Origin of the sequence: Amycolatopsis sp. cmx-8-4 (genome assembly GCF_046548675.1) — a bacterium.
Lineage (GTDB): Bacteria > Actinomycetota > Actinomycetes > Mycobacteriales > Pseudonocardiaceae > Amycolatopsis.
The window spans coordinates 32,502-44,175 of record NZ_JAEBDZ010000031.1 but is presented as its reverse complement, the minus strand read 5'-3'; the positions used below and the strand labels follow the sequence as shown (position 1 = coordinate 44,175).

Genomic DNA, 11,674 nt, shown 5'->3' with positions numbered 1-11,674 from the left:
CTCATGACGCACCACCGCGCAGCCGGGGCAGCCCCACGCCGACCGGCAGGGTTGCGGCGACGAACCCGGCGTCCTGGGCCAGTTCCATGCGCAGGAGCTGGAAGCGGCCGGCGATGTCGTTCTCCAACTTGGCCGCGTGGTCCTCGACATTCCACGACTCGGGGATCGTGACCGCGGTGGCGACGGCGAAGCGGACGATCCCGTGCCCGGCCGCGACCGCGTGCTCCTGCGCGCGGGCTCCGCCGGCTTCGCGGGCTTCGGCGGCGCCGGAGTTGAAGCCCTTCGAGGACCTCCAGTCCCGCACCACACCGGTCCGGAACCGCAAGCGGCGCACCGCCCTGCGGGACCGATGCTGAGACAGGGTTTCATAGTGGATGGCCAGGCTGCGACGCTCGCCCGCCGTTTTGACTGCCAGCAGCCCGCCGAGCGATCCGAACACGGTCCCGGCTTCGGGCATCAAGACCGAGTAGGCGACCGTGGCGAACCCGTCGTGGTGATAGGCCCGTGCTGTTGGCGCCGGGGCGTGCACGGGGCCTGCCGTGGCCCAGCGCACGCCGGCGTTGCCGCCCGCCTGATGGCGGCGCGCGGCGAGACCGGCGGCGGTAGCCGGGTTGAACCCGGTGCGGATCGCCACCGCCAGTTCCGGACCGGAGAGCCACTTGACGCCGGTGGCACCGAGGGACTTCAGCTTGTCCTCGAGACCGTCGAGCACGCGGTAGAGCACTGCGGCCCGGCCGGCGACGCCGCCGCCAGCTGCGGCGGCGGGGCGGCGGAGGGCGTCTTCGGTGCCGGAGAGGGTGACGAACACTTCGTGCCGGACGGACACCGCCCCAATGAGGCGGTCCAGTTCCTCGGTGGCTTGGCGCGCGAGCGCGGGGGCATCGGGGATGTCGTGTTCGGTCCGCCAGGCCTGGTAGTCGGCGCCGTCGTCGGGGACGGTGCGCACCAGCAGGCTCATCCGGTCGATGACCTCGCGGTGCCCGATCGACAGCAGCAGGTTGCCCAGCCGGTTGGCCAGCCGCTCGCATTGAGCGTCGGAGAGCATTCCGACGCCGGCGTGGGTGAGGCGGGCGGTGGCGCCCCACCGGCCCTCGCCGGTGTCGTGGATCAGGCAGACCCGGCCCACGTCCCGCAGTGGTGGTCCGTCGGGGAACCGCAGCCGGGCCAGCACTCCGGGCAGATCCGGCTCATCGAGATCGGTGGCCTGGCCGGTGACCGCGCGCGACTGCCACCGCGACCACCCCAGCGCGATCCCGACACGGTAGAGCAGCAGATGCCCCAGCCACCGCAGCGCCGGACGGCCGCGCATTGGCACCACGACTAGCGCCACCACCGTGCCGCAAAGACCGCCCAAGGTCAGCGCCTGCCCGAAGCGCCCTGCGGCCAGCGCGAGGATCACCGGAACGGCCAGCCCGACGCACACGAATGCCTGCACGGGTGTTAGCCCGATGATCCAGCCCGCGCGCTCTCTGCGTGAGAGTCCTTTGTAGATCCGGGTCACGGCGCTCATAGCAGCACCGCGGCTTCCTCAGCCTCGCCGGCCGCGACGCCACCGCCACCGTCGTCCGGCGGGCCGCCCCCGGGTTTCGGGACCGATGGAGTCGGCGGCCCGGTATCTCCGCCTGGGTCTGGAGGTGGCGACTCGCTGTTGCCGTCGCTGTCACCGTCGTCATCGTCGGCAGGCCCGGCCGCGCTCGCACCGCCGGTATCTCCGGTTTCGGGTGTGGGTGGATCTGTCGTCTCGGTGACCGGGTCGGTTTCCGAGTCCTGTGCGTCGCCGTCACCGGTCGCGTCGGTGGCGGGAGCGTTGCCGCCGGAAGCCGTGCCGGTATCGTCCGTCTCGTCAGATGTGGGCTCGTCGCCGGTCGCGTCAGGCAGCCCAGCGGTCGTGCCGTCGTCGGCGGCGGCTTGGTCGAAGCGGTCGACGTTCGCCTGCTCCTGAGCATCGCCGTCGTCGCCGTCGGCGCTGGTTCCTTTGTTTTTCAGATCTTTGCGGGCCATTTTCCCGAACGCACCGGCTACGCGACCGGCGATGCTGTTGCCGCCGTAGGAGTCCAGGCCGGCATCGGCGAGCTTGTCCCGGAACACGCCTTGGGGATCGGCGTCGGGGTCGACGAAGGCGAACAGCTTGAACAGGACTAGCGGCACCATCAGCGCGACGAACAGGACTCCGATGCCGGCCAGCAGCCCGGACAGGCCCTGCGCTCCGCCGACGATCGCGACCGCCAGCACCAGCTCGAACGCCAGCGCGGGCTTCATCACGATGGCGACCAGGCCCCAGCGGACGACTTTCCAGTACCACCGCGCGGTCACGTCCGCCACCAACCCGGCCGCGGCGATCGGAATCGTTCCGACGAGGACGTAGATCGCGGCCTCGCGGAACACCGCCTCGAACGCGAAGCCCAGTCCCGCGGGGATCACTCCGAAGGCCCCGGCAAGTCCAAGCACGACGTTCTTGACCTCATCGGACAGCGCGTCGGTGAACCCGGTCATGTTCAGCGCGTCCTGGAAGTTCTCCACGCGCAGCCCGGTGGACAGAATCGCCTCAGTGAGCCCATCGGCGGCGGCAAGGACCGCTGCAACCACGCTGACGGTCACGGCAAGGGCGATCCCGTACTGGATCGGGCCGGTGATCAGGCGGACGAAGCCGCGGCCGCCGTGCAGGACAGTGGTGATGATCTGCCAGAAGAACATTCCGAGCGCGATGGCTCCGGAGATCCACAGCGTCATCGGCCACAGAATCGACACCGGTCCGTCCGTGGTGGACACCGTGAGAATGGAGAACTGATCGACCAGTCCGAACGCGGTCCGCAAGATGAACAACGCCGCCGTCCAGGTGGCCGCCATCAGCGGCTCGAGGACCCCGCTGGCGAAAACGCCAACCCCCTCGCCGGCTAGCTCGCCCAGCTCCTTCAGCAGATCGAGGGGGTTCACCGGACACCGTCCCGGGACAGGGGCTGGTAGCCGGCGGTGACCGATTCGATGCTGCCCGGCCACGCGCAGGTCGCGTACGCCGCGCGGGCCCCGGGCGGGATCCGCCATGCGCTGCCGGTCCAGCGCAACGCTTGGCAGTCGCCGATGCCCATGCTCGTGCTTTGGCCCTGGAAGTCGAAGCTCAGCTGCCCGAGCGTGCACACCACCGCGAACCGGCCCTCGTCGGCGGTGCCCTTGATCAGGCCCTGGGTGACGTCGTAAGCCACGGTCAAGCCGGCCTTGATCTCACCGGGACGGATGCCGGCTCGGTCCCGGAAGGAGGTCAGCAGCGCGTACAGGCCGCTGCCCTGCGCGGCCGGTGCGTGCGGCAGCGCGGATTCGCCGTAGGCCCGCAGGTACGTCGCCGGGTCGCCGCCGCGCAGCGCGGTCTCGTTCAGGGCGGTCAGCCAGCCGAGCGCGCCCTCCGCGGTCGCGGGGAACCCGTCGGAGAGCCACCGTTGCGCAATCGGGGCCGGTCGCGGCACGACGATCGGCGGACCGGCGGTCGCGGACGTCAGTTCGTGTGGCAGTGCCGCCTCGGGCGGCAGTGACAGCATGGGGCGGATCGCCAGCGCAGTCGCCTCGTCGGCCGGTCGCGCGGGCGCGGTCGGGTTCCCTGTGCTGATGGGTGGCGGCGTTGCGGCGGGCGTGGTCGGTGTCGTCGAGTGCCGGGCGACGAGCACCACTACGACTGCGGCCACGAGCAGAGCCGTGACCGTCATCAGGCGGCGCGCTCGCTTGCGAGCGCGCGGCGGCGTTGTAGGGGTGAACATGGCTCAGCCGCCCGCGAAGCTGTTGATGAGCGACCAGCCGATGCCGTAGAGGATCGCGCCGGCGATGGCGCAGAGCATCATGACGAGGCCGACTTTCCCGGCGCGGTGGTGATCGACCCAGCGACCACCGGCCCAGACGATCAGCCCGATGAAGAATCCGGCGACGAGGGCGACCCCGGCGGCCCACTTGACGTTGTTGAGCAGCCCGAGGATCTTGTCGCCACCGACCTCGGGCTCTACCGGTGTCGGGTTAGGGATCTGGGCGAGCCAGTCGGTGAAAATGTGCGCGAGCATCGTGCCCTCCGCATCGCACCGCCCGACGTCACGTCAGGCGGGTCAAATGGGAGGGCGTTGAAGTTCTTCTCAGCTGAGCAGCGGGATGGACTCAGCCGGTGTCGCGGTCGGCGGCACGGCTATCGGGTCCGCGAGCGATCCGCGGCCACCGCGCATGCAGGCGGCGGGTCCGTTCTGGAAGCACATGCCAGGAGCGGAGAAGATGTACTGCAGGTGACCGCAGCGACGGCGGGGTTACATCCGCGGTGATTCCGCGCACCGCCACCGCACGATCGTGAGGAAAGAACAAGGCGTCGGACAGCAGGACGCTCGTGCGGCGGCCTGCGGTGCCCGCGACGCCTTTGGGCCATCGCCGGGCGCCGACAACGAGTAGTTGGGTGGGTGGGGTGATCGCACCGGCACGCACCCACGGTTCCAGGCGGGCGAGGACCTGTTCGGCGTGCGCGAGCCCGGGCACCGATGGCCGCACCACCAGCGCGGGAATCGGTGAGGGGCTACCGACGCGCAGCCACTGTCCCGGTCCAAGGGCCGGGTCGATCGCCAGGCGCCACGGGTCGTGGCCGATGTCGACCACGGTCACGTCGACGCTGCGGCCACCCGGGTGCCAGAACGGGGGCGGCGGAAACATCGCCGGCTCTGCGGCGAGCTCCGAGAAATCGAGGCGTGCCAGAACTGCGCGGGCGCGTCGGGAAAATCGGATCCCGGCCGCGGGGCCTGGTCCGTCTCGCCGTGGTCCATCGGCACGCGCAGCGCGGCCGAGTCCGGATCGGACCGGATCGCCGGCGTCGATCAGCAGCACTGACCGTCCCGCCAGCTGGAGAGCGTCGGCGATCGCGACAGCGACACTTGTCGCGCCAGCCCCAGGAGAGGCGGCCAGAATCGGTATGATGCGGCCGAACCTCGTCCAGTCAACCAGCTCGATCGCGAGCTCCGCGAGTGTGAAGGGCTGCCGTTCGGTAGTCGGCGTGTCCACACGGGAACGAATGTCTGGACGTCGATCTTCGAATGCGGTCATGACAGGCCTCCCCTCAGCGGTGGTGCGCCGGTGAAGGGTGCGGCGGTCACATCGGGACCGTGCTCCAACCCCCTGGTCGGGGTGGCGTGGGTTGCGTTCTCCCGGCAATCCGAAGATAATCGCAACAAGTGTGGCTCTTTGCCTCGATGGTAGACGCAACTCGAAATGTGTCAAATACTCACCACCGCGGCAAAGTCAACACCCAGCGGTAACCGAACAGGTGGGGGCGACGTGGGACGACGGCTGGACGACGAGCCGACTTTCGACAGCTGGGAGACGACGTCACCGACGTACCTGACCTCGCCGATGCCGCGACGCACCTACGCTGCCCAGCAACAGCTCACCCTGGACCTGCTCGACCTCGACACCTTCGCCGAGCGCCTGACGTATCTGTTCGACCACGCCTCGACCTACTACATGCTCGGCGGTGAACCGGTCGTCGATTCCGACGAGATCGCGCGGCTCTCCGCCGATGAGGCGGCAGGGTTTCAGAGCTTCACTGCCCGGGTTCCGCTGGTGGCGAGGTGGGTTCAGGCTCGCACCGGGCTGGCCTTGGCCAAGCAGGCGCTGCACAACTTCAAGGGCGGGGTGCGCGAGAACAGCCGGCCGGCGATTACCCGGGCGTTGGCCGAGTTCTGGCAGATCCACCCGAACCTGCTGGACCCCAGTGTCCCGGCCGCGGAGTTCGAGCTGCCGTACGACGAAACCGACCGCCGAACCCACGAGCTGGTGACCGAGCTCGGGTTGCTCGGTGTCAGCGCCCGCGACATCACCAGCTCGCTGGGTGAGGCACGCGAGGCCGACAAGCGGCAGCTACTGAAAGTACTGGAGCGGATCGCCCAGACACGCCGCGACACCAACCACGGACGATCCAGTTGACAGCGCAGCTGCCGTAACCACAGGTCATGCCGTACTGCCGCTGTGCTGCTTGGAGCTCAATGTCTCCGCCAAGCGTTGAACGCGACGCTGTCCGATCAGGTCTCCCACCGTGGCCAGCCACGCGAGCCGGTGGCCGTCGTCGATGTGCAAGCGCTCGGTTTCGGGCCACCATGCCTCGGCATCGACGTCAGAGTCATGGTTGTCCGGAGTGTGCGCTGCTAACGGTTGTGACAGGTGCGCGACGACGGTGGCGATGGCTACCTCGATCTCGACGGCTGCGGCCGTCGGTCCGATGTCGTCACCGTCGTGACCGCACTCCCGGAGCTCAGCGCGGATCCGGCGCTGTGTGTGCGGGTCGATCAGCCGATCGACGATGAGCAGGGCATCTTCGATCTCGACCAGCTGCTGCGTCAGGGTCAACGGTGGCCGGTTGCGGTGAGCGAGCAGGATCCGTACTCGCCGCCACAGGTGCTCGACTGCGGCCTCCTGCCGCGTCCGCCTGCGCTGGTCGAGGCGGTCGAACAGTGTCCGGGTGGCCGCGGCGAATAGAGAGCCAACGACGAACAGTGCCAGACCGGCGGCGTCGGTGAAGATCGCGAAATGAGCTCCGTGGGGCGAATGGCGCGGGTCGACCAGCAGACGGAGTACCACTCCGAGCCGCCAGGCCAGCCCGCCCAGCGACACCGCCACGCCCAGCTGGGCCAGGACGATACCGCCGCGCACGCCCGCCACCTCGCCCAGCGCCACCACGGTCAATCCCAGCAGAAGCAGCGCGAGCCAGCCGACCATGTAGGTCAGGTAGATCGCGCTATAGAGCTGCGAGGGCAACGTCGGGTTGCGAGGTGACCCGAACCAGGATGCGTGGGCTCCGGCCAGCACGTACAGGGTGACCATCGCCGCCGCGCAGACCATGAAGATCGTGACGACTACTGGCATGGGCAGGCGAAGTTGCCCCAGAGTGTGCAGGAATCCGGCGGTGCACACCATGGCCAGCATCGCCAGCAGGTTGTGCGCCACGATCCCGGCGTTGTGCAGGCCGGTCAGACGATCGACCCAGTCCAGGGTCATCGGGTCCCCAGCGGCCAGCGACAGGGCCATGCAGGCGATGCCGGCGGTCAGGAAGTGGCGACTGAGGGCGTAGCCGACACCGCGGTTGACCAGCGCCTTTCGGACCGCTTCGGCCACGGCCGCGGCCGAGGCGCCGTACCAGGCGAACGAGACCGCGTCAGGCATCGGCGCACAGGTGCCGGCGGGATCCGAACGCTGCCCGCAGCGCGGTCCTGCCCGGCGGCAGCCGCTCTCGCTGGCGCGCCGCTGCAGTCTGCACGTGTGCACGAAGCAGGTAGGCGAACTGCTCAGCCTCGGCCTCGCGGCGGTCGCCGGGGTGTGTGCGGCGGCGGCAGAGGTGGTCGCCGGGGTGTCCGAGCATCCAGTGGCCGACCTCGTGAAAGGCGATGTGGGCGACGTGAGCGGGTGCCGCTTTGGCCGCGACCATGAGCCAGCACTCCTCGCGAGACCGCGCCAGCAACCCGCTGACCCCGCCGCGGGTGGTCGACATCCGCCCGAGGACAACGGTCATGCCGCGTTGCTGTCCGACGGCCTTGAGGAAGGCGCGTAGTTCGAACGGGTGTCGAATCGGCAATGTGCCGATGATGGTTTCGCAGCGCCGGATGAACTCCCGATCCTCGTGTTCTGTGGTGTTCACTTTCTCCCCTGAGTGTTCGTCGGATCCAGCCGGTCCCCACCAGCCGTTGTGCTCACACTCCTCGTGCCGATCTTCATACCGGCAGGTCAGAGCGTTGCAGCCATCCTGACGGACACGCTCCGCAATCGAGGCCCTGTCGCGCCACATTCGGCCCACATTTCGGCGATGTGGAGTCCACATACGTGTTCACCAACGCCTGCTAGACCCTTGAATGAGGTCGCTTACGGCGAGTAGTCAGATGGGTATGGTTCTGGAATCTGGGGGCGCTGAGGCGCAAGAATCGGGGACCGGTCCGAGGGATCTGGCGTGGTCGTTCAACCACCTCGATCCCGCTATCGCCGAGAAGGCCTACGAGACGCTCGGGGCGATCCGACGAGGTTGCCCGGTGGCACGCAGCGGCGAGCTGGGCGGTTTCGTGCTGGTCACCGGGTACGAGGAGGTCCGGGAGGCCGCGGGTGCCTCGGACCGGTTCAGTGCCTACGTCGACGGGCTGGGCGCGGCGGCGGTGGTCACCGAGATGTGGGAGGCCGTCGCGCCGATGTTCGAGACCGACGAGGAGCACCACAACCAGTGGCGGCGGCTGCTGCAGGACTTCTTCACACCTGCGGCCGCGGCCGCGCAGGAGCAGTACGTCCGGGCGGTCTGCCGGGAGACGTTGCAGGAGCTGATCCCGCACGGCGCCGCCGACCTCGTCGGGGCCTACACCCGCCAGGTGCCGCCATTGGTGATCGGGCGGGTCCTGGGGCTGACCGAGCTTGAACGCGCCTGGCTGTCTGAGCACGTCCGTGCTCTCTACGACGCCGAGACGCTCACCGACGCCAGGCACGCGGGACGGATCTACGCGGACTTCCTGCTCGATCGCATCCACGAACGCCGGATCCATCCCACCGCCGACCTGCTCTCGCAGATGGTGAACGCGCAGGTCGACGGGCGGAGCACCGACGATGACGAGCAGATCAAGATGACCATGCTGTTGGTCGCCGCCGGGCACCTGACCACTGCCGACGCGTGCGCCACCGCGATTCTGCAACTGCTCGAGGATGCGACGCTGCGGGAACATGTTTCCGCGGAGCCGGCAGCTCTGGAGGCATTCGTCGAGGAGCTGGTCCGCTACGAACCGGCGGTCGCAGCTACCGGCCGCACCGTGACCACCGCGACCCAGCTCGGCGGTGTACCGCTCTTCCCCGGGGATCGGCTGCTGCTGGCCTGGGGCAGCGCGAACCGCGACGAACGTGTCGTCGACGACGGCGACGTCTTCCGCCTCGACCGCGAACACAGCAGGCCGCAACACGTGGGGTGGGGCTCCGGCGAGCACCGCTGCCTCGGTCGGCACCTCGCCCGCGTCGAACTGCGCGTCATGCTCACCGAGCTGCTGCGCGCACTCCCCGATTTCCGGCTCCAGCCCGGTGCCACGGTGTGCCGGACGTTCGGGGTCATCCGCGGCGTCGCCGCGTTGCCGGTTCGGTGGGAGCGCCGGTAGGCGCCGACCGGGCCGTGTACCAGTTGGCGAGCTCTCGACGTCCCTCCAGGTTCAGCAGGTCATAGATCGCGCTCAGCTCGTTCTCGACTGTGCGCACGGAGAACTGCACGGTGGCCGCGATCTGCTGGTTCGTCAGCTTCCTGGCGACCAGCCGGGCGATCGTCCACTGCCGCTCGGTCAAGACGGGCTCCGGTGGGCAGTCCGCGTCGTCGAGGGCGAGGGCCACGATCTGGTCATCGTCGAGCATGCTGCCCTCGCGGTAGGCCGCCGTCGACTCCACCGGCCCGAGCACCAATGCGATCGCGGCGGCGGCGTGTCCCCGGTGGCGTTTGAAGCCGGCCAGGCCGTTGAAATGGACGCCGTGACGTGCTTGCAGGCTGTCCGAGCCGCCGATCCGCCGCGCCGCGCCGACGTAGTCGCCGGCCTCCGCGCGCGCCCAGGCATCTTTCTCCACCCACCATCCGGGCCCCCACAGGTCGCCAAGCGCGAGCTGTCTCCGCAGCGGCGCGGTGTTGTTGGTGACCGGCTCGGAGCAAGCGGGCAGCCCACGCGTCCACTCCGCCCACGTCAGCGCCCACTCGGCGCCGCGACGGCGGGCCTCGGTGAGGCAGCGTTGCGACATCCGGTCTGCTTCTTCCGCCGGCCCCAGCACCCCGGCTGTGATGGCATGAAACAGGTCTGCCATGTAGCCCAGGCCGTCGGCACCTGCGGCCCGGAAGCCCGCAGCGGCAGCCGCCAGTTTCACGAACCCGCTCCGCAACCCCAGGGCCAACGCCTCATAGGTGCCCTCGACGAGCTGGACCGCCGGAGCGTCCTGCTTACCTGTCTCGCGGGCCAGGCGGAGGCACTCGTCCAGATGGGTCTTGCCGCGTTCTTGGTCGCCGAGGGTGATCCAGACCCAGCCGGCCATCGCCAGCGCCGAGATCCGCATCTCCGTTGCCCCGGTGGGCCCGGCGCGCAGCAGGTCTTCGACCAGTCGGCAGGCCTGGATCTCGGTGGCGAAGAAGAACGGCGCCCGGGTCGTGAACAGATCGACCATGATCGCCAGACCGCGCTCAGTCCGATCGTGCTCAGCGCACCAGGCCACGGCGGCGGTGATGTTGCGAGATTCGGCGTTGACCAGGTCCAGCCACCGGATCTCCTCTGGCCCGAAATACCGCACGGCCGCCTCGCGGACCAGCCCTGCGACCCAGGCGCAGTGGCGCTCACCGATGGCGTCCAGCTCGCCGAACGCCCTCAGCCGCCGTTGTCCGTATTCGCGCAGGAAGGTGTGCTGGCGGTATCGCGCGTCGGCGGAGGCGCCTTCGATGACCGAGTGGCGCACCAGGTGATCCAGAGTTGCAAGGATCTCGTCGCGCTCGATCAGGTCGTCGGCGCACACCTGTTCAGCCGCCTCGAGGGTGAAACCGCCGGTGAACACGGTCAACCGCGCCCAGACCCGCTGCTGCTGCGGTGAGCACAGGTCCCAGGATTCGGTGATAGCGATGTCGAGGGCGAGATGGTGCGCCGGGATTCCGCGCGCGCCTGGGCGATACCGCAGCGACGCGCCGCCTTGGAGTCGATCGAGGACCACCGCCGGAGCCCGGCCCGCGCCCAGCTGGGCCGCGACCAGCTCCAGGACCAGCGGAACCCCGGCCGACCAGCGCACCAGGTCGACGATCGCCGGCCAGTCGTCCTGCTCCGTCAGGGGCCGTCCGGCAGCGAGGGCGCGGTCTGCCAGCAACCGGATCGCATCACACTGCTCTGCCGCCACACGGTCGGCGTGCTCGGCGGGAATCGACAATGGAGCGAGGTGGACTACGTGCTCACCGCGGATGTCCAGGTACGCGCGGCTGGTGGCGACCACCTGCACCGTAGTGGTCTCGGTGAGCAGGCGGTCGGCCAGTTCGGCAACCGCGTCCAGTACCGGTTCGCAGTTGTCCAGCACGATCAAGACACTGCGTTCACGGACACGGTCGATCAGCACGTCCGCAGGCTCGGCGTCCGGCTGATGATGCGAGATGCGAAGTTCTGCGATAAGCAAGTTGCAGATTCGCTGCATAACATCGGCAGTATTAGCCTGCACACCGATCTCGGCCAGCCTGATGAACACTGCCGAGTCGTAGTGCTCGTTCATCTGCACGAGCAACTCGCCGGCGAGCCGCGTTTTCCCGATACCCGGCGAGCCTGTCAGCGTCACCATCCGGGCGTCGCCATTCAGCCGCTCGCGCACGCCAACCAGCTCGTGCGACCGCCCAAAGAATGTCGTTAGCTGGACACCAGCGTGCGACTGCCCGACTGGCCTGCAAACGCGTCTATTCATCGCGCCGAATAAGCATACGCCGACCCGCACAGTTCACGATGGCGTCTTATCTTGATCCGTCCCACGCTTCCCCCTCCTCAAGTCGCCCTAACCAGTCGCCCGGCCAGTCGACTCCGGCCTACCGTCACCCGGGCGGCGACATCCACCCCGAATGTGCCGCGCTACATGACAGATGTCGTACCACGCGTGACCCACGAAGATCATCCACCCTCCGGTCGAACACCCGATCGGGTTAAGGGTCAACACACTGTCC

At 68.8% G+C, this 11,674-nt stretch carries 10 protein-coding genes; 2 read left to right on the top strand and 8 right to left on the bottom strand.

Going from position 1 to position 11,674, the window contains the following annotated elements; genetic code table 11:
• Window position 1 precedes the first annotated feature (1 nt).
• From ACLJQZ_RS40735 to ACLJQZ_RS40715, 5 genes are all read right to left on the bottom strand, one after another.
• Complete coding sequence (locus ACLJQZ_RS40735) at window positions 2–1,510, bottom strand: SCO6880 family protein (protein WP_410626178.1); 1,509 nt, start codon at window positions 1,508–1,510, stop codon at window positions 2–4.
• The gene (locus tag ACLJQZ_RS40730; protein WP_410626177.1) at window positions 1,507–2,934 is read right to left on the bottom strand and encodes a hypothetical protein; all 1,428 of its coding nucleotides are present in this window, start codon (window positions 2,932–2,934) and stop codon (window positions 1,507–1,509) included. The genes ACLJQZ_RS40735 and ACLJQZ_RS40730 overlap by 4 nt, the downstream gene beginning before the upstream one ends.
• Entirely contained in the window at window positions 2,931–3,695 is a 765-nt protein-coding gene (locus ACLJQZ_RS40725) for a hypothetical protein (protein ID WP_410626175.1), read from the bottom strand. Before ACLJQZ_RS40725 ends, ACLJQZ_RS40730 begins: the two co-directional genes overlap by 4 nt.
• A 54-nt stretch (window positions 3,696–3,749) precedes the next feature.
• The gene (locus tag ACLJQZ_RS40720; RefSeq protein WP_328442857.1) at window positions 3,750–4,040 is read right to left on the bottom strand and encodes a hypothetical protein; all 291 of its coding nucleotides are present in this window, start codon (window positions 4,038–4,040) and stop codon (window positions 3,750–3,752) included.
• A gap of 91 nt (window positions 4,041–4,131) precedes the next feature.
• The gene (locus ACLJQZ_RS40715; RefSeq protein ID WP_410626173.1) at window positions 4,132–5,055 is read right to left on the bottom strand and encodes a hypothetical protein; all 924 of its coding nucleotides are present in this window, start codon (window positions 5,053–5,055) and stop codon (window positions 4,132–4,134) included.
• 306 nt (window positions 5,056–5,361) lie between these two features.
• Between ACLJQZ_RS40715 and ACLJQZ_RS40710 the strand changes: the two genes are divergently transcribed.
• Window positions 5,362–5,934 (top strand): hypothetical protein, encoded by a 573-nt coding sequence (locus ACLJQZ_RS40710; protein WP_410626172.1) that lies wholly within the window; start codon window positions 5,362–5,364, stop codon window positions 5,932–5,934.
• A gap of 24 nt (window positions 5,935–5,958) precedes the next feature.
• Here the strand turns inward: ACLJQZ_RS40710 and ACLJQZ_RS40705 are convergent, their stop codons facing one another.
• The gene (locus ACLJQZ_RS40705) at window positions 5,959–7,167 is read right to left on the bottom strand and encodes a DUF6545 domain-containing protein (RefSeq protein WP_410626170.1); all 1,209 of its coding nucleotides are present in this window, start codon (window positions 7,165–7,167) and stop codon (window positions 5,959–5,961) included.
• The gene (locus ACLJQZ_RS40700; RefSeq protein ID WP_410626168.1) at window positions 7,160–7,639 is read right to left on the bottom strand and encodes a hypothetical protein; all 480 of its coding nucleotides are present in this window, start codon (window positions 7,637–7,639) and stop codon (window positions 7,160–7,162) included. Before ACLJQZ_RS40700 ends, ACLJQZ_RS40705 begins: the two co-directional genes overlap by 8 nt.
• 385 nt (window positions 7,640–8,024) lie before the next feature.
• Between ACLJQZ_RS40700 and ACLJQZ_RS40695 the strand changes: the two genes are divergently transcribed.
• On the top strand, window positions 8,025–9,119 hold the full coding sequence (locus ACLJQZ_RS40695) for a cytochrome P450 (RefSeq protein ID WP_410626166.1): 1,095 nt from the start codon (window positions 8,025–8,027) through the stop codon (window positions 9,117–9,119).
• Here the strand turns inward: ACLJQZ_RS40695 and ACLJQZ_RS40690 are convergent.
• On the bottom strand, window positions 9,073–11,331 hold the full coding sequence (locus tag ACLJQZ_RS40690; RefSeq protein ID WP_410626164.1) for an ATP-binding protein: 2,259 nt from the start codon (window positions 11,329–11,331) through the stop codon (window positions 9,073–9,075). The genes ACLJQZ_RS40695 and ACLJQZ_RS40690 overlap by 47 nt on opposite strands.
• Window positions 11,332–11,674 lie beyond the last annotated feature (343 nt).

Bases quoted from the DNA above. Each gene is read 5' to 3' on its own strand.
- ACLJQZ_RS40705 (WP_410626170.1), bottom strand. From the start codon at position 7,167: ATGCCTGACGCGGTCTCGTTCGCCTGGTACGGCGCCTCGGCCGCGGCC.
- ACLJQZ_RS40735 (WP_410626178.1), bottom strand. From the start codon at position 1,510: ATGAGCGCCGTGACCCGGATCTACAAAGGACTCTCACGCAGAGAGCGC.
- ACLJQZ_RS40710 (WP_410626172.1), top strand. From the start codon at position 5,362: ATGCCGCGACGCACCTACGCTGCCCAGCAACAGCTCACCCTGGACCTG.
- ACLJQZ_RS40720 (WP_328442857.1), bottom strand. From the start codon at position 4,040: ATGCTCGCGCACATTTTCACCGACTGGCTCGCCCAGATCCCTAACCCG.
- ACLJQZ_RS40715 (WP_410626173.1), bottom strand. From the start codon at position 5,055: ATGACCGCATTCGAAGATCGACGTCCAGACATTCGTTCCCGTGTGGAC.
- ACLJQZ_RS40725 (WP_410626175.1), bottom strand. From the start codon at position 3,695: ATGACGGTCACGGCTCTGCTCGTGGCCGCAGTCGTAGTGGTGCTCGTC.